This window comes from Acinetobacter sp. LUNF3 (assembly GCF_022699605.1).
Taxonomy (GTDB): Bacteria; Pseudomonadota; Gammaproteobacteria; order Pseudomonadales; family Moraxellaceae; genus Acinetobacter; species Acinetobacter johnsonii.
The window spans coordinates 1,873,506-1,891,432 of sequence record NZ_CP093968.1 but is presented as its reverse complement, the minus strand read 5'-3'; the positions used below and the strand labels follow the sequence as shown (position 1 = coordinate 1,891,432).

At 36.2% G+C, this 17,927-nt stretch carries 15 protein-coding genes, 1 tRNA gene and 5 pseudogenes; 17 read left to right on the top strand and 4 right to left on the bottom strand.

Annotation, left to right across the window (positions count from 1 at the left end):
* Positions 1-100: 100 nt before the first annotated feature.
* Positions 101-757 (bottom strand): HAD family hydrolase, encoded by a 657-nt coding sequence (locus MN200_RS09255; protein ID WP_058869475.1) that lies wholly within the window; start codon positions 755-757, stop codon positions 101-103.
* Entirely contained in the window at positions 724-1,929 is a 1,206-nt protein-coding gene (locus MN200_RS09250) for a DUF1615 family protein (RefSeq protein ID WP_004980175.1), read from the bottom strand. Before MN200_RS09250 ends, MN200_RS09255 begins: the two co-directional genes overlap by 34 nt.
* Before the next feature lie 408 nt (positions 1,930-2,337).
* Here MN200_RS09250 and MN200_RS09245 point away from each other — a divergent pair, with 408 nt between their 5' ends.
* The 8 genes from MN200_RS09245 (at position 2,338) to MN200_RS09210 (ending at position 6,404) form a co-directional block, all read left to right on the top strand.
* Complete coding sequence (locus MN200_RS09245) at positions 2,338-3,507, top strand: type I restriction endonuclease (RefSeq protein ID WP_058869476.1); 1,170 nt, start codon at positions 2,338-2,340, stop codon at positions 3,505-3,507.
* A 270-nt stretch (positions 3,508-3,777) separates the two neighbouring features.
* A complete protein-coding gene (locus MN200_RS09240; RefSeq protein ID WP_058869477.1) occupies positions 3,778-3,981 on the top strand; it encodes a hypothetical protein in 204 nt (67 codons plus the stop codon).
* Positions 3,982-4,271: 290 nt separating this feature from the next.
* Entirely contained in the window at positions 4,272-4,481 is a 210-nt protein-coding gene (locus tag MN200_RS09235) for a cold-shock protein (RefSeq protein WP_058869478.1), read from the top strand.
* A 341-nt stretch (positions 4,482-4,822) separates the two neighbouring features.
* Positions 4,823-5,110, top strand: coding sequence for a head-tail connector protein (locus tag MN200_RS09230; protein WP_004980169.1), 288 nt, complete (start codon positions 4,823-4,825; stop codon positions 5,108-5,110).
* 255 nt (positions 5,111-5,365) lie between these two features.
* The gene (locus MN200_RS09225) at positions 5,366-5,650 is read left to right on the top strand and encodes a hypothetical protein (RefSeq protein WP_058869480.1); all 285 of its coding nucleotides are present in this window, start codon (positions 5,366-5,368) and stop codon (positions 5,648-5,650) included.
* A gap of 89 nt (positions 5,651-5,739) precedes the next feature.
* Positions 5,740-5,865 (top strand): hypothetical protein, encoded by a 126-nt coding sequence (locus MN200_RS09220; protein WP_017397253.1) that lies wholly within the window; start codon positions 5,740-5,742, stop codon positions 5,863-5,865.
* A 77-nt stretch (positions 5,866-5,942) separates the two neighbouring features.
* Positions 5,943-6,230 (top strand): hypothetical protein, encoded by a 288-nt coding sequence (locus MN200_RS09215; protein WP_081313236.1) that lies wholly within the window; start codon positions 5,943-5,945, stop codon positions 6,228-6,230.
* A 97-nt stretch (positions 6,231-6,327) separates the two neighbouring features.
* Positions 6,328-6,404, top strand: a tRNA-Met gene (locus MN200_RS09210).
* Positions 6,405-6,594: 190 nt separating this feature from the next.
* Here the strand turns inward: MN200_RS09210 and MN200_RS09205 are convergent.
* Positions 6,595-6,726: pseudogene (locus MN200_RS09205) on the bottom strand (winged helix-turn-helix transcriptional regulator); the annotation flags it as partial.
* Positions 6,727-7,255: 529 nt separating this feature from the next.
* Between MN200_RS09205 and MN200_RS09200 the strand changes: the two are divergent.
* From MN200_RS09200 to MN200_RS09165, 8 genes and pseudogenes are all read left to right on the top strand, one after another.
* Positions 7,256-7,465, top strand: a complete 210-nt coding sequence (locus tag MN200_RS09200; protein ID WP_004693506.1) for a cold-shock protein — start codon at positions 7,256-7,258, stop codon at positions 7,463-7,465.
* A gap of 106 nt (positions 7,466-7,571) precedes the next feature.
* On the top strand, positions 7,572-7,799 hold the full coding sequence (locus MN200_RS09195; protein ID WP_058869481.1) for a hypothetical protein: 228 nt from the start codon (positions 7,572-7,574) through the stop codon (positions 7,797-7,799).
* A gap of 55 nt (positions 7,800-7,854) precedes the next feature.
* Positions 7,855-8,052, top strand: a complete 198-nt coding sequence (locus MN200_RS09190; protein ID WP_058869482.1) for a hypothetical protein — start codon at positions 7,855-7,857, stop codon at positions 8,050-8,052.
* Between the two features lie 635 nt (positions 8,053-8,687).
* Positions 8,688-10,879, top strand: a pseudogene (locus tag MN200_RS09185) (TonB-dependent receptor).
* A 431-nt stretch (positions 10,880-11,310) separates the two neighbouring features.
* The gene (locus MN200_RS09180) at positions 11,311-13,512 is read left to right on the top strand and encodes a TonB-dependent siderophore receptor (RefSeq protein ID WP_242759240.1); all 2,202 of its coding nucleotides are present in this window, start codon (positions 11,311-11,313) and stop codon (positions 13,510-13,512) included.
* Between the two features lie 153 nt (positions 13,513-13,665).
* A pseudogene (locus tag MN200_RS09175) lies at positions 13,666-13,851 on the top strand (hypothetical protein); the annotation flags it as partial.
* On the top strand, positions 13,835-14,740 hold the full coding sequence (locus tag MN200_RS09170) for a hypothetical protein (RefSeq protein ID WP_171253485.1): 906 nt from the start codon (positions 13,835-13,837) through the stop codon (positions 14,738-14,740). The pseudogene MN200_RS09175 and the gene MN200_RS09170, both read left to right, overlap by 17 nt.
* 290 nt (positions 14,741-15,030) lie before the next feature.
* Positions 15,031-15,855: pseudogene (locus MN200_RS09165) on the top strand (IS5 family transposase).
* An 81-nt stretch (positions 15,856-15,936) separates the two neighbouring features.
* On the opposite strand, the pseudogene MN200_RS09160 reads toward MN200_RS09165, so the two are convergent.
* A pseudogene (locus tag MN200_RS09160) lies at positions 15,937-16,741 on the bottom strand (site-specific integrase); the annotation flags it as partial.
* Between the two features lie 162 nt (positions 16,742-16,903).
* Between MN200_RS09160 and dusB the strand changes: the two are divergent.
* Positions 16,904-17,881 carry a tRNA dihydrouridine synthase DusB gene (gene dusB / locus MN200_RS09155; RefSeq protein ID WP_058869484.1) on the top strand — a complete coding sequence of 326 codons (978 nt, stop codon included), beginning with the start codon at positions 16,904-16,906 and terminating at the stop codon, positions 17,879-17,881.
* Positions 17,882-17,927: the final 46 nt, after the last annotated feature.

Here is a 17,927-nt window from a genome sequence, read left to right as displayed (position 1 = left end):
TTATCATAAATATATTTTTTGGTAAATAAAACATGCTGAATTTTAATAATAAATATTTTTAAAAATTTAATATGGCTAATTATTAATCCGTGCTTAATAATTAACTTATTTGGCGCTGATTTGATGTATTTGACAAGTCAGGAAGACTTAAATCTGTCCCTACCAAGTAGCTAAAATCAGCCAAAGACAACATTTGTTTATCTTCAATGCTATTTCCATAAGCATAAACGGCATGGTAATTATCTAGCTCATATTTTTCTTGGATACGTTGAGCTTTGTACTCACAGCTACAGTCCGCAGTCAGATAGCGCCCTGTATAGCGTTGCTGGTCTTGTTCAACTTGGGTACAGATCAGATCGATTGAGAGGATTTCACACACATATTTTAAATAGATATCAATTGAAGCAGAGACCAAAACTATATCATCGCCCAAACTTTGGTGTTGCTTTAGTTGGCTATAAAGTGCTGGGTTAAGTCCTTTGATTAAGAGTTCTGCATAGCGTTTTGCATAAGCGTCAATTTCGCTCACTTCAGCTTGCTTAAACATTGCATGGAAGAGTTTAGAGCGCATATGATGGGCAGGATAAAAACCTAAATAATAACTTTGAATATAAGGCAGTACTTTTAAGCCTTGTAGGGCAATATGCCGTTTCGAGTGTACGTAGAAGATGAACCCCGTAAAACTGTCTTTGTCATACAGGGTGCCATCAAAGTCAAAAAAGGCTAGATTTTTATGCGCTTTGCACGTTGCATGCATGTTTGATAACGTCCATTGACACGAGTGGCAAACCAGTTGGTATTATAGTCACGGCTGAGCTTTGGACCAGAAATGACGACTTCTGGCATCATGGCATAGAAAGGTTCTTTTTTAGTGACTTCTTGATAAAGCTTAGCCACAGCACGATAGGTGGCTGTATCTTCAAATTTCTTCTCTTTCTCTTTTTTCAGGTCAGAGCGAATTTGACGCGGAGTAACCAAAATATTGTGTTGGGCAAAAACACTGATGAGTTCACGCTCTGATTGACTCTTTGCAGATTTAGGTGAACCATCTTTGCCATAAAGTAACAAGTCACCGTCTAAATCAAGTTCAGCTTCAGTTAAGTCATTTAACATACTTTGGAAGGCTGCATTTCGACTTGAGTACATGCCCGAGTTATAGTCAGCAAAACGGTAAAGGGGTTTGTCATAGTCAGCAGGGTACATCATCAGGCGGTGAATGCCATAGTATAGACCACCATATTGGCTATAAAGGTCGGTACGTAGGTCAGCCATGCTGCCACCTTCACGTTTATTATCTTTGGCATAACCGATATGCACTTGCATTGAACCCAACGTGGTAATCGGGTTCATTTTTTCGCCCACGTCCTGACCGACAAGTTTCGCTGCACCTGTGAGTGCACTGACGTGATAATGCTTTGACATATAGTCAAAAATTTCACGGTACAGTTCATCCAGTTCACGTTCTGTTTTAACGCGGCGCATTTGACTTAAATAGTTGTCTTCAGGACTCGGCTGCTCTTTTAAAACCTGTTGGAAATAACCTGCGATGGTGCCACCAATGGCATCGCCGAGCTTATCTTTAAATTTTTCATCTAAGCGATCTTGGACTTCTTTAACCGCTTTTTCGCCTAAACCATAAACTTGTGGATCTGCAACAAAGTTAGACTCTTGATCAACCACGGCAATGATCGAACACATATTCTCTTTATTTTGAGGAATACCAAACTGTTCAGAAATATCGTAAATATCTTCAGCCCATGAACGGCGGTCATTTACGCGTCCGGGAATGATGCGTGCGATTTGTTCAGCATTGAGCTTAGGCTCATCATCTGTCCACCATGAACGATCACCGCAGGCGGTTAAGCCTATAGATATGGCCAAGACACTTAGTGTTTTTAAACCAGAAGAAAGAAACAGCTTTTTATTCATAAACAGAGAACACATGATAAAAGGTGAGCCGAAACAGCAGGTGCAGTATACTATGTCGGTCGAAAAAGTGATGAATTTATATGTATATTGGTCGGTATCAACTGTCAAATCATTTGATTGTTGTTCTGATGGCAGGTGGGTTGGGTTGTTAAGAAGAATGAATATTATTCAGTCTGTTATCGGTTTTATTGTGGTGCAAAATTTGTGCAATAGATTGAGGGGGAGCTTAACTCATGACGCTTCCATTTTTTAAATTCTTTTTTAATAAATCAAACAGAAAATAGTTCAATGAATAGACTGTAATGACATTCAAAAAACAAATTTAAATTAATATTTGAAAAATAAAGTAAAAGGGTTAAGATCTAAAATTAGATCAAAAAATATACTTGTAATAATAATGAGGGGAATATGGAAAATTTTATTAATAGACTAAGAAGCCATATTGAACATGTGAAAAAAGTAGGGGGCCACTGTACTACAGAAGAAACAACTAAACAGGCTTTAATCCTTCCTTTATTAGATATTTTAGGTTTTAGCCCTTATGACCCGACCAAGGTACTTGCAGAATTTGCAGCTGATTTTCCAGGTGTGAAATCTACAGAAAGAGTTGATTATGCACTTTACTGTAATGGGCAACCTGTAATGTTTATTGAAGCAAAACCTTATGTTGCTAACTTAACGAATCATGCTCCGCAGCTATCTAGGTATTTTAACAGTAGTTTAGGGGTGACCATTGGCGCGATCACAAATGGTAAAGAATGGAGATTTTTTACTGATTTAATTAATCCAAATGTAATGGATGATAAGCCATTTTTAACAGTTGATTTTACGAAGAACAAAGCCGAGGATTTAACACAGCTAGCTGAATTTAAACATGATAATTTTCATGTAGAAAAGCTACGCTTTTTTGCTGAAGAAAATCAATATATCCAGCAGTTTAAAACTGTAATAAAAAGAAGTATTAATGAAGTTGATATTGATTTTGTTCGCTATGTGGCTCAACAAGCAAGTATTCCTCGTCAATTAAACACTAAATTTTTAGAGTCAATTCAGCCTTTTGTAAAACAAGCTGTTGAGCAGTCAATTAGTGATACCGTTGTTAAAGGACTATCTTCGCCTACAATTATTACTGCCCAGCCAGTTGAACAAAAAGTAGAGGACACTATTGAGATTGTGTCCGAAAGTTCAGCGCTAGCTGACATTGTTAACTCTGAAAATGAAAGAATTGTGACTACTGTTGATGAGCAGGAATTAAGTCGTATTGTGACAGAGCTCTTTCCTGAAGTTGAATTGGTTGCTAAAGATACAGAAAGCTATTTTAGCGTGCTGTTTCAGAATAAAAATAATCGCTGGTTATTTAGATATGATGTAAATCGTAAGAGACCAACCATTCAGTTTGCAGTAGCAATTGATGACTATCGAAAAAAAGAGTTAGAGCGGGCAGGATTGGAAGTGCAAAATAACGGTCAAGTTTTTTTAGATAAACCTGAACACATATATAGAGCCGTAGGCATTTTAAAAGATTGCTTGGATTACTGTAGTAATGATGACAACTTTAAAAGAATATCTAATTCCTAATAGAAAAAGCCACTTTATAAGTGGCTTTTTCATAGCACAGTAAAACTTCATACTTGAGAGTTAGGATAGATCTTATTTTGTCATTACAAGTCATCCTTGGACGTGACCGTCGTGCAAAGATATCAAAATGTTGTTTCTAATTTTCGATGAACTATGAATAAGAGTTATGGAGTACAGCCAAAGGCTTGGCAATAAGCCTCAAAAGCTTATCAAAGAGTAGGCTTTTCTATTTGTGCTATAGTTTAATTGTTACTTAGCAGGCAGAACAATATGAATATCTGTATTGGTGGTGACTTGGATGGTCAAGTAGTGATTTTAAATAAGATGCGATTTAATGCAAAAGAGATAGATCAAAATAAATCATCGAGCTATATCAAGCAAAAGTACGTTAAGGGCGATCAAGTCTTTAATTTTTGGCGACATGCAGAAATGAAAATATGGGATGTTACTCATCAAGTTGAGTTGATTTTATGAAAGAAAAATTAGCTAGAAGCGGGCAAATAAGCTTTATTCGCTTTTAGTGAAGATTTTCTTATCAATATGGATGAAAAAGCATTTCATGTGGGGTTGGGGGGTAGCAATAAAATAATATGTTAAGGTCTATCTATTGCACGCTAAAAAGCTTATAGTGATAGTGTATTAGAATTATTTATTTTATTGTATTTACTAAAGTTATTTCGCAATTGATTCAACTCTGCGGTTTATCCGATGTATATGATTTAAAAGATTAATTCTTATATTTTTCAAAATTTAAGAGAATATTTATGTCAAACATTACAACTGGTACCGTTAAGTGGTTTAATGAAACTAAAGGCTTTGGTTTTATTTCTAGCGATACTGGAGAAGACGTTTTTGCACACTTTAGCGAAATCCAATCAAACGGTTTCAAAGTGTTGAATGAAGGTCAACGTGTTCAGTTTACGATTGTAGCTGGCAAGAAAGGCCCTCAAGCAAGCTGTATCACAGTAATCTAAGAATATTGTGAATTAAAAAACCCGCTTCAGTTAGCGGGTTTTTTAATGGCAGCTTATTTACTACTCAGTTGTTAAGGCGTCGTACGCTCACTATCTTTAGGCGGTGAATGGCTTATTTAAAAAATATATGAACAAATATTAATTGATCTATAAGAAATCTTTTGAAGGACTTATTAAGAATAGTAGAAAAATCCCTAGATAAAGGGATTTCAATGCCAAGTAATCAATATGAGAATAGGAATGAGGTGAAATTGTGATATTTGCTATGACACCGTAAAAGACTCTAGGAACGAGTTTAGTGATGAAAGTGTAAAAGCTGACTCGGAAAAATGGAGTGATCTATGAGTATTGTTGAATTACATGAAGTGAAGCGCCACTTACACTATGCCGATGATAGCAATGATGTTTCATTAAAAAGCTTTATTGTTGCTGCTGACGCTATAATTAAAAATTATATTACAGATAATTTTGGATCGGAATATCCATCTGCCATTAAACAAGCTGCTTTACTATTAATTGAATACTGGGAACAGCACAGAAAAGATGGGGGAGAGGTATCTGTGAATGGTAACTACCTCCCAATACCCGTACTCTCTTTGCTTAATCTATATCGTAAGCCCACTGTTTGATAGGTGATGTAGATAATTGTATGTATCTTTAGATAGGCATATTTGAAATTATGATAATTGTAATTGAGAATTATTTGCATTTATTGAGTTTGTGCGTTAGAATCAATTTCAAGAATAAAATAAAATTTAACAATGATGTTTCATTAACCCAGCTCTATTGATTCTCCAGAGGCTGGGTTTTTTATCTACTTTAACAAAGAAAAAAATTAGGTTAAATTATACCAATTGTTAAAATAAATATGAGAAGAATAGACCATGAATAAAAAATTTGAATTACATGTACTCAGCCAAATCTATGACTTTATAATTGAAAGAGAAGGATTCACTGCTCTGAATCTTCATTTTAAGGTTATGGAATTTTTTAGGGAGTTACATGTAGGGGATAAGAGAGATTTTGTTATTTTGGCACCGAATAAAATTTCAGGTAATTTCGGTGAGGTTACTCATATTCATTTATTAAATATTCCACATTTCCATGAAAAGGACAAATTCATTCATTGGGCACATAAAGCTCTAAATCGCCAAGCGTCTCATCTGTAAAGAAAGAGAATGGGGTTGTTTCATAAATTAAACATTGAAATCTTTAGATTTTGATAAGTTATATTTTTAAATCGTGCTAGGCAAAAATGATGAAAATATTTGCAATAGTAAGTTTAGTTTTAATGCTGGGATTAACGGCATGCCAAAAACGAGATACAGATACGAAAGAGCAGGATAAAACTACAACGCCACATTCCATGGATAAAGATCAGTAAGAAAAAGCTCGCCAAATGGTGGGCTTTTTTAAGAGTTAAAATGGTATAGTAGTGCTGTCCTTTAAGTACTTTTTTCTATGTCTGAAACCTATAAATACATTTACACCCAAATTAGTACATTTGGATCATTACCTACACATAAAGTTCTTATAAGTAGTATGGGAAGGAAGACAAAATTAGTTTTCGCTGATAATACTTTTGTTTATAGTACAGTTTCAGATTGGGCTTTAAGTCATTCGGGTCTTGATTCAAGAAAATCAATATGGTCTGAAGAGCCTAAGTCATTTTTAGACAGTGAAAAAACAAGATTAAGCGTCTATAGAGCCTCACATCCCGCTTTTATCACTGAAGCAAGCATTGGCTAAGCACTAGTATTTTGTATGCTGCTTATGTAATAACTGTTTATATTGCAAATAAAGTTTGCTTTGTGGGTGCTTAAGGCGTATAAAGCTAACTCGTTGATGCGGGATGGAGCAGTCTGGTAGCTCGTCGGGCTCATAACCCGAAGGTCGTTGGTTCAAATCCAGCTCCCGCTACCAACGAAAAAAGATTCAAAGTTTATAGCCTAGTCTTCACAGATTAGGCTTTTTTTATGGCTAGTTAATTTTATACATAGCTGTTTCTAAGAACGTAATTTTTATACAAGTCACTGTAATGGCGTGTAAGCGATGAAACTACAGTATTTATAGAAAACACTGGACTGTAAGTGAAGTAAAACAGGTTTAAATTTTATTCTGATTCTAAAGGCATAATGGGTTTCCCAAATAAACCAATATTCTTATCCCCCCATTGTTTTAATGCAACCAAAATAGGTGCTAAAGAAGTGTCGAGTGTAGATAATCGATATTCTACTTTAGGTGGGCTTTGTTGCATAAATATGTAAGCATCTGATTTAAATAAATTTAATTTTGGATCAAAAAATAATCAAAACTTTTAAAATCATATAGTTATGAAATCTTTGTGCAACAAAGCCTTTAAAGGCTATTTTATTTATCCAGAATGAACCCATACTACACCTTATGCGAAACGTTTGAAATTTCATCTCTAGCCTCAATGTTTTGGTTCAAGCTATTCTAAGGCTCAGCACACGACTAGGTAGGGCTTTTTTAGATGCTACGACTTCTATTTTTAAGGACGATTCAATTCATTGCAGGGAACACTTAATATAATTAAAATTTATGACAGCTATAAATAACTTGAATATTTACTTTTTTCATGTATACTTGGCCTAACTAGAAAAAAGTAATGTTTAGTAAATCTTCTTTAAGTATCGCAGTTTTAGTCATAATCCTCCGTTGTTTCAGATCTTAAGCTCCACTTTTATTATTTTCAAAGTTACATCTAGTCATTTATTTTTGACTAAAATTATTAAAATTCAGCAGGATATATTATGTCTACTACAGTTACCGGTACAGTTAAATGGTTTAATGAAACTAAAGGCTTTGGTTTCATTCAACAAGAATCTGGTCCAGATGTTTTTGCTCACTTTCGCGAAATCGCTAGTTCAGGCTTCAAAACATTGCATGAAGGGCAACAAGTGTCATTCAGCATAGAGCAAGGTCAAAAAGGCCCAAATGCTGTAAATATTGTTGCTTTATAAGAAGCATTAAATATAAAAAAGCACTGAATAGTGCTTTTTTAATGACCAAAAATTATTAATTAAATATTTATTCCTTGTTGGAATATATGAAAAAAACTGGTGGAAATTGAAAAAACCTAATACCTTAATTGCTAAATCTTCAAATGGTACTGAAATTATAGTCTCGTTAATTCCTCTAAATAAAATGCAAAATACCCGTGATGGATTCAAATCTATTGAAGTGGGTAAGCGTGTGTTGCTTCAGTCTGGAATCGAAGTGGACTTAAATTTAGATGGTAGAACATTTTATACCGCTTTAAATCAATTATTTAAATTTAACTATAAAGTTGCCTAACTAAATATTTGATTATATTGTTTTTAAATGAATTAATATTATAGGTATAGAAAAAATGTTAAAGAAAAACGTTACTGTCAAAGATCAATTCGGTACTGAATACTCTATTCAGGCAACTGTAGATAAAAACTCTTGCAGCACAATGTTGCATTCAAATTTAAGATATATAACTATTGATGGCGAAGATATTCGTCCTGGTTTTGAAATGTTCTTCCAAAGTCTCAATAGCGGTAAAATTTTCAAGTTGATCTGAATGTTATTATTTTTAAGTTGGTCGTGATGACTAATATTACATTATCTTAATCACCCCCAATTACTCCTCCTCAAATCTATTTGAATTATAGAACAGTTATTTTAGATAATTTGAAGAGGGCTATGTCAGGCAGAATACTTTTGTTAATAAGTAGTTTAATGACATAGCTAAAATGTATTCTTAGCAAAGAATATTTTGTAAATATATGGATTTAGGTACTTTTGCTATATGAATGCTATTGATTTATGGATTGTTAGCTTGTTCACGAGGAATTCTTAATCTCTAAATTTCTTCCAATAATTGTTTTTCGAAGCAGCCCTTTGCCTATTATTCGTTATATTTCTAGCTCAATTCGCTCCTAAATGAGTTCACAGAAAGTTTTCCGCAAATGAGTTTTTAAGAATCAAATTCATAATAGGTGTCTGCTGCATGACAATATGACCTATGTCGTATTGGAACTCATTGAAAGTAAGTATAGAAATGCTAGCGTATGACGATCAACACCTGTTTGAAATGAAGGCTGCTTTTTCGTATTCAAGATAGAATTTACTGCATTAAAAATATAATAAAAAGTTTTACAATAAAGATGATAATAATTTTCATTCTTGAAAATATTTTACAGAAGAGAAATAAAAATGCGCTTGTCACACTTTAGTCTTTGTCTACTTACGGCAGCTATTTGTACCCAACTGTATGCTGAAGACACAGCAACAAATGACTCTACAACACAAAATACTGAAGCTAAACTTCCAACTATCGTGATGACAGCAACACGTACACCGAAAAGCATTTCCGAAATTGCAGGAACTGTCCAAACCATTTCTGCTGATGAAATTGCGCAACAGGCTGGCCCAGGTCGTAAAGTTGCAGATGTTTTGGCGCAACTGGTTCCATCTTTAGCGCCAAGCAGTGGAACGAGTAGTAATTATGGTCAAACTATGCGTGGACGTAATGTACTTGTAATGATTGATGGTGTATCACAAACGGGTTCACGTGATGTGTCACGTCAGTTAAATAGTATTAGCCCAAATATGATTGATCACATTGAAGTGGTTTCTGGTGCGACCAGTATTTATGGTTCAGGTGCGACAGGCGGGATTATTAATATTATTACCAAACGTGCCGATAAATCAGAACCAGTCAGTTTTCAAACCAAATTGGGTGTGACATCTGCCGATAATTTCCGCGGTGACAGCCTAGCTTATCAAGTGGGACAAACAGCTTCATTTGCAAATGACAAAGTCGACGGTTTTCTTGGCTTAGACTATACCAATCGAGGCTCCCAATTTGATGGTAATGGGGATCGTATTTCATTAAGTCCTTGGCAGGGCAGCACCATGGATACCGATACTATTGATATGAATGGTCGTTTAAACTTTAATTTAACTGACAACCAAAGTTTAAGTTTTGGTGCTCAGTACTATAAAGATGAACAAGATACAGAATATGGGCCTGATTATTCTTATTTACTCACCAAAACAGATCCATCTTACAAAGCGGTCAAAGGTTGGAGCTTAGATAATCAGCCTTTTACTGAACGTTATGCTTTTAATACGCAGTACCAAAATCAGGATTTTTTAGGTCAAGTTCTGAATGTTGAGGCATACTATCGAAATGAGAAGTCATGCTTCGTACCTTATGGTTATTCAGCTGACGGTGTTAGTGTAAAGCAAAGTCAATCCAATGTGGATTACGCAGGTATTCGTTCAACTTTACAGTCTGATCTTGTAGTTGCTGACCGTGATTTAAAACTAACTTATGGCTTAGACTATGATTGGGAAAAAGACCATCAGTGGGCAGACTACTACATGCCAAGCAATAATGGCCTAGTTTATACCCCAACTGGAGAAAAACAAGGCTCAGGACCAGATACTGAAATTCAGAATATTGGTACCTTTATACAAGGGGACTATGCCATAACTGATCAGCTTAATATTCAAGCCGGGGTACGTTACCAATATGTTCAGGCAGACACTGACAGCTATTTAACTGCACGTAAGCCATATACATTAATGGCGGCAGACTCTACAGATTCAGACAAATTCCTGTTTAATCTAGGCGCTGTTTATAAGCTAAATGATGTACAACAAATTTATGCTAACTTCTCTCAAGGCTATAGTTATCCTGATGTACAACGTGTATTACGTGATGTCGCAGCATATACTTTAACCACGTCTGGTATCGCTCCAATCACTGTGAATAGCTATGAACTAGGCTGGCGCTTAAATCAAGACACAGGCTTAAATTTGGGCTTAACAGGTTTCTATAATAACTCTGATAAAGTCGTTCAATTTAACTCGAATCGTTCTGTAAATGTTGTCGACACAGATCAGCGAGTTTATGGTGCGGAGGCAACAGTAAGTTACCCATTTATGGAAAATTATAAGGTGGGTGGAACTTTGGGTTATACAAGAGGCCAGTATCAGGATGTGGCCAATAACTGGCATGAGTTAAATGCTTTTGCAGTTTCACCAATGAAAGGCACATTGTTTGCAGAATGGAATAATGAAGATGGCTATGGTGTACGTGCTCAAATGCTTGCAATCAAAGGAACTGACAAAGCCTATAAAGATGACCTAGAGTTAAAAGCAGCTGGATTGAGTGATAGTAACAGTGCAGCAGAGATTAAAGGTTATACGACTATGGATGTATTAGCACATTTTCCAGTAGCGAAAGGCCGTATGGACTTTGGTGTTTATAATCTATGGGGTAATCAATATAAAACTGTATTCGCCCAAAACAAGCAGCAGTGACCAATGCTAACTCATTGTTAGCGATCCCAGCGGAAGGTCGTACTTTTGCACTAAGTTATACCATTAATTACTAATGGTGCCTGAAGCATGTTATGTAGAACTTTTTAATTCTATCTAAAAGAATCGGGATAACATTTTTAGTTAAATTCCTAAGATTTAACATATAGCATCAACATTTTATGCAAGGCCATTCTAGAGCTCATGGAACTAGAATGGCCTTCATGTAATTTTACTCATCTGAATTATTTGTATGATTAATACCTCAAACTAACTTCTCGTCGAATTACACGCGACGAGAAGGCAACTTACAAGACCTGATTGTAAACTTCGAATCTACAAATTTTTAGGGGACTTGAGAGAATACGCATGATCTGTCCTCATAACCTATAAATGTAGAACATGCGCATAAACACTCAATTATTTTGTGTAAATATTCTATTTGTGCAGAATATGTAAATGATAATTAGTATATAATGATTCTCATTTGCAAATGGTAACTTGTGGTATGCAGTATTTCCCACCTAATAAAATTTGGCTTATCGTTCTTTCAACTCCTTTATTTAGTTCATATCTTTATGCAGCAGCATCTGAGCCAGTAGCAAGTTTAGCTCCTATAGTGGTGCAGGCTGAAGACGGGGAGGATGCTACGGAAAACAGTAAAAAATATAAAAAGAGTAAGTCTTCTCAAGCAACCAAAATGAATATTGCATTGAAGGAAACACCTCAGACAGTGACTGTTGTTACACAGCAAACAATGCAGGATCAAGGCTTAGCGACTGTTGCAGACGTGATGCAACAAGTACCCGGAGTAAGTATTGGATATAACGATAGCGAACGCCCAAATTACAACATTCGTGGGTTTGCGGTCGATAATATTCAAATCGATGGTATTGCATCATCTTATTCAGGTGTTAGTGGTTCCGTAATTGCTATGCCTGTGTTTGATACGGCAATTTATGATCACATTGAAGTTTTAAAGGGGGTAAACGGCCTAAACACTGGGTTAGGTGAGCCTTCTGCATCAATTAATATGGTCCATAAAAAACCAATACAAGAGCTTAATGCACAGCTTGGAGCAAGTTACGATACTTTCGATGGGCGAAGATTTACTGGAGATATTAGTGGCGGGCTGTTAGCTGATGATAAACTTAACGCACGTTTAATTGTTGCGACATCAGACGGTGGAACAGGGAAAAATTATTATGAAAAGATTACAACAACGATTTCAGGATCATTAACGTCTAAACTCACTGATCAAACTCAACTTACTTTGGGTATTGATTACCAAGATGATGACCCTCACGGTCTTGGTGGAGGTGTACCAATTTTCTATAGCGATGGGAGTCAAACTAGCTTTTCATCAGAAGATAACTTTGGTTCGATGAACTGGGTGAGATGGCAACGTGAATTACAAAATAGTTATGTGTATTTAGACCATAATTTTAATGACAGATGGAAGGCTAAACTTTCATTCAGTCGACAGGATCTGGATGCATTTGCTAAAACATCATATGCATACAATGGAAATTTAAACAAAGATGGCACGGGTTTAAGTTATTCACATTGGACATCTGAAGGGGATTTGAATCAAAATACATATGATTTAACAGTTAATGGACTATTCGACTTATTTAACCGAGAACATCAAGTGGTCTTTGGTTTTAATGGTTGGGATAGAGAAGCTAATGAATATGGACTCACTTACCCTATTTACTCAGCAGGAAATACAATTAATGATATTGAACATTTCTACGGAAATGCATCTCCTGATTTCAAACCAGAAAGAACGGGTGTAGACAAAACAACAGACACCAAAATGTTTGGAACTTTTATTAATACACGATGGAACATCGCAGACAAGTTCAAGATTTTCACCGGTGGACGTATGTCTGACTGGGAGACTAAAACCCGTAACTTCAATCAAGGCCAACTCATCAGTACGACTTCAAAGCAAAAGCAATCTAGTATTTTTGTGCCTTATGTGGCTGCTACGTATAACATTTTTCCAACTAGCACTATTTATGCAAGTTATACCGAAATCTTTAAACCACAGTCGAGTTTAGATGCTAATGATAATTTCTTGGATCCTGTTACTGGCAGTAATACAGAGCTAGGTTTAAAAAATAGCTTCTTTGATGATCATCTAGACGTCAATGCGGCAGTTTTCTATGCTCAAAAAGACAATGTCGCTGAACAAATTGCTGGTACTGGATTAAATGGCATTGAAGCGCGTTATAGAGCTGTGAAAGGTGCTAAAACGAAAGGCTTTGAAGTTGAAGCATTAGGTCAACTTACGGATGCATGGACGCTTACATTTGGATATGCATACAATGACACAGAGGATGCGAAAGGCAAAAAAATTAATATCGCAAATCCAAAGCAGACAGCTAAATTCAATACAAACTACCAGTTTAGTGGTGATCTTTCTGGATTGAGAGTTGGTGGGAGTCTAAACTGGTATGGTTCAAGCTATGATTATATCAATATGGGAACACGAGCTCAGCCTAACCTAATAAAAGCGGAACAAAAAGATTATGTTGTAGCAAGCTTGTATGGTGCTTATGATCTTAATGAGAAAACCCGCGTGTCGCTAAATATTAATAATTTATTTGATGAGCAGTACTACACCCGCATCATTGCAAACTACAAAACTGGCTATATGGGAGACGGCAGGTCTGCTGTAGTTGCGTTAAATTATAAATTTTAAAATGTATGAAGTCGCATTTTTTAATCAAGGTTGGCTTTGTTGCATAAATATGTAAGCATCTGATTTAAATAAATTTAATTTTGGATCAAAAAATAATCAAAACTTTTAAAATCATATAGTTATGAAATCTTTGTGCAACAAAGCCTAGCAAACACTAAAGTCGAAAATTATGATAGCCGTATGGAGTGGATTCAGAAAGCAGCAGAAAAATACCATCGTTTGATGCTTAGTGACAAAGGACGTCAATTCTTGGAAAAAGAGTTGGGGGTTATTGCAGAATGGGGCAAGAGTAAGGCAGATTTTACTGTTGGCAAGGATAGTAATGATGGAAAAATTTAACTATTTCAATTTTGTCCTCGCCTTAACTTTCGGATGGCTACTTTTAGGATGCCAACCAAACACAAAAAATACAGAGAAAAAAGCCATGAATCAACAGCCTTATATTTTACACTTTGGTCAACAAGGTTTTAAAGATTTTGCTCAATATAATGAAGGACAGGTTGATCAACATCCTTCTGGTGCTGGTTTTCGAGAATTAGATTTTACACCACCCAACTTAGGTAAGATTAAAGTTGAAAATGGTGAAAATATTTTAGTCATAGAGCATGTTTTCTCGGTTTTAGGTACGTCTTTTCATAAAGAAGATGGCATTCAAGGCCTTGATATTAATGCAGGATTAAATAAAGAGGAATTTGTTAATCCAGAACAAGCCTACCAAGCCTATGTTGATCTAATGAAACGAATAAATCAGGCAGGGTGGAAAAATTATTTTTATCGTTTTTCTGCACGAATAGCAAAAGAAGACAATATTCGATATTTAATGGAAGGACATGATGTAATTGACCCAAGTTACATCTTCACTTATGACGAATGGCGAAAAATAATTAGTACAACTGGTGGAAACTCGATCGGCTATCGGTTATATGCCAATGGTATCCTTTTGGATCTAAGCATAAAACAAACCCTAAAAACTGAAGACGGTAAAGAGCAATATATAGTTCGTTATGCTTTAAATACAATTCGCTATGATGAAAGAAATTCAATGGATGATTCAGAGAATAATATTGATACTTATAAAATGACATCAAAAGAGTTAGAGCAAGCATTTAAAAATGAGTTGATAAGAAATAAAAAATCAAGAGAAATTGATGAAAAAGAAGCCATGGCACAGGGCTATCATATCAATGAGAACTATATTGATCCTGATGTTTGGCAGTATGTGAAATAATTAAGTTAAGAATTCCTAAAATTAATATAATACACCTCATACGAAATGCGTGAAGCTTTACGTTGGGCATTACTTAAACCAAGGTTGAATGTCACGGTTTGTATGAGGTGTGTGAATTGAGAAAGCCTTTAGGTGAGGGCTTTCGTATAAGCTCAATTATGTTAAATAGATGATCGAAAGGCCAATGAATCTGGTCTTGCCAAATAAATTTTGAAGGATAACTTTGTACAATAAAGGGCTTTGTTGCACAAACCTATCTGTAAAGGCTTTTTCAGCGATATAATTTTCAAATGAAGAAGCCTACACACAAAATCTACCGCACAACCAATTGGCCCGCATATAACCGAGCACTCATGAGTCGCGGAAATATTGCCATTTGGTTTGATCCTGCTACGCAATGATATGCGCCATCAAAAGGCAAACAAGGGCGAAATCAAACCTACTCCGACGCAGCCATCCAATGCTGCTTAATGATTAAATCCTTATTCCGTCTGTCTTTACGTATGGTCACTGGCTTTGTGCAAAGTCTGATTAAACTTTGCGGATTAAATTGGATAGCTCCAGATTACACCACGCTTTGTAGAAGACAAAAGCATATTGATATTGTAATCAGCTACCAAAAAAGTAGCGATGGGCTGCATCTACTCATGGACTCTACAGGCATGAAGTTTCTAGGTGAGGGCGAATGGAAACGCAAGAAACATGGATCTGAATATCGTCGCCAATGGCGTAAACTTCATATTGGTATAGATGCTAAAACCCTGCAAATACGAGCAGTTCAGCTTACAACCAATAATGTCAGTGATTCACAGGTGCTTGGTGATTTACTTAATCAGATTCCACAAGATGAGCGGATTGACTCTGTTTATACCGATGGAGCTTATGACACCAAGCAATGCCGTCAGGTCATTGCAGATCGGCAAGGGCATGCGGTGATTCCACCTAGAAAAAATGCGAAACCATGGAAAGATACAAAGAGTAGCTCGCTAGAGCGAAATGAATTACTTAGAACAATTAAACGTTTAGGCAGGACACTATGGAAAAAATGGTCAGGCTATCATCGGCGAAGTTTGGTTGAAACGGCTTTGTTGCACAAAGATTTCATAACTATATGATTTTAAAAGTTTTGATTATTTTTTGATCCAAAATTAAATTTATTTAAATCAGATGCTTACATATTTATGCAACAAAGCCGTTTCAAGGTGCGCGTACTTATGGTTACCCTCAGACCCTTCGGGGTATTTAGCATCTCGAACCAACCATTGTGTATTGTGACGATCGTAATCAGCTAATCGCAAAGAACAAATTTCATCTTCCTGACGTCCTGAGTAGATTGCAAACCAAATGATCAGATGCATAGGTACAGATTTAGTTTATGCTTCCAGTTTTTGTAAAAATGCGTTGTTAATGCCTGAAGCTCTTCAAAGGTTGGTAATCGGTCACGAGTCTTAGACTTAGTGACGATTCTTGATTTTCGTAAACCTGTTAGCGCTTTGTCATATTCAACAACGACTTCTTCTAAAGGCTCACCCCAAACATGTTCAACATGGATCAACACTGCCTTAATATGGCCTAAATCTTTTAATGCTGTGGAAGGAGCAACCCCTTCAGTACCTTTTAAAGGATCACCTTTACGTCGAGTAATTGCAAAATCAGCAAAATCTTGGCGAGTTAATGAATAGATATTTTTCTCTGAAATCTCTAAACTAGCGATGTTATTTAGTGACCATGTTTTTGTTCGAGCAAAATTATCTGCCTCTTCAAGGTATCTCTTAATAAAGTCAGCCAAAGTTGCATGCTTTAACTTCTCTTGAGGATTGAGCATCTTTTTTGGATTCAGCTCTATTTCAGCTTCAGTACGTTTAATCCATTCGTCTGCTAATGATTTTTTGCTAAAAGTTTTTGAGACTTTATAAATAGGGTAGCTTTCTCGTTGCACACGTACTTGAGCACGATAACGTATAGTTCCATCTTTTATTGACGTTTAGTAACCGTACCCATGTGATTTGCACCATAACTTTTAAGCGGTGCAAATAGGAAGCTGCTAGAAGTCAATAAAAAGCGATTCAAAGAAGTTAAACGAGGTTAAAGAAATTGAGTCAAAACAATGTAATTAAAGAATTGTTTGATAAACCAATAGGTAAGAAACTTTGGGTCGCTCCGATGGCAGGCGTAACTGACCGTCCATTTAGGTCTCTGTGCAAATACTTTGGTGCAGGGCATGCTGTCAGTGAAATGATGACATCAGACCAAACGTTACGGATGAGTAAAAAAAGCTTATATCGTGCTAATTTTGATGGTGAATTGGCGCCTATTTCAGCACAAATTGCAGGATCAGATCCCAAAGAGTTAGCGGAAGCTGCACGATATCAGGTCTCAAATGGTGCTCAAATTGTGGACATTAATATGGGGTGTCCTGCCAAGAAAGTCTGTAATAAGCTGGCGGGTTCTGCACTTTTAAAAGATGAAGACTTGGTGGCTCGAATTTTGGATGAAGTTGTGGCTGCAGTTGATGTACCTGTCACACTTAAAACTCGTTTGGGTTTTTTGAATGGTCATGAAAATATCTTACGTGTAGCGAAACGTGCTGAAGAGGCGGGTATTGCCGCGTTGGCGTTGCATGGGCGCACCCGTGAAGACATGTATTTGAACACGGCTCGTTATGATTTAATTAAAGAGGCTAAACAGCTCATTCGTATACCAGTGGTTGCCAATGGGGATATTGATAGTCCAGAAAAAGCCAAATATGTACTCGATTATACTGGTGCAGATGCAATTATGATTGGTCGCGCTGCGCAAGGGCGTCCATGGATTTTTCGTGAAATCGCACATTATTTGGAGACAGGTGAACATTTGGCAGCACCAAGCATTCAAGAAGTAAAAGAAGTTCTACTTGGACATCTTGCTGAACTGTACACATTTTACGGGGAATACTCTGGCTGCCGAATTGCACGTAAACATATTGCTTGGTACACCAAAGGTTTACGTTCAAGTAATGAATTTCGCCAGAACATGTACAAAGTGGAAAGTACAACTGAACAATTTAAAGTGGTCGCTGACTACTTTGACCAATTACTCATACATGGTGAAACCATGAATGACGTACAGGTTGAACAGGTCAATTTGTTAGAAACCAAATAAACAAAGCTCCACGTAGGGAGCTTTGAGTGAATAATGAGACTTAATA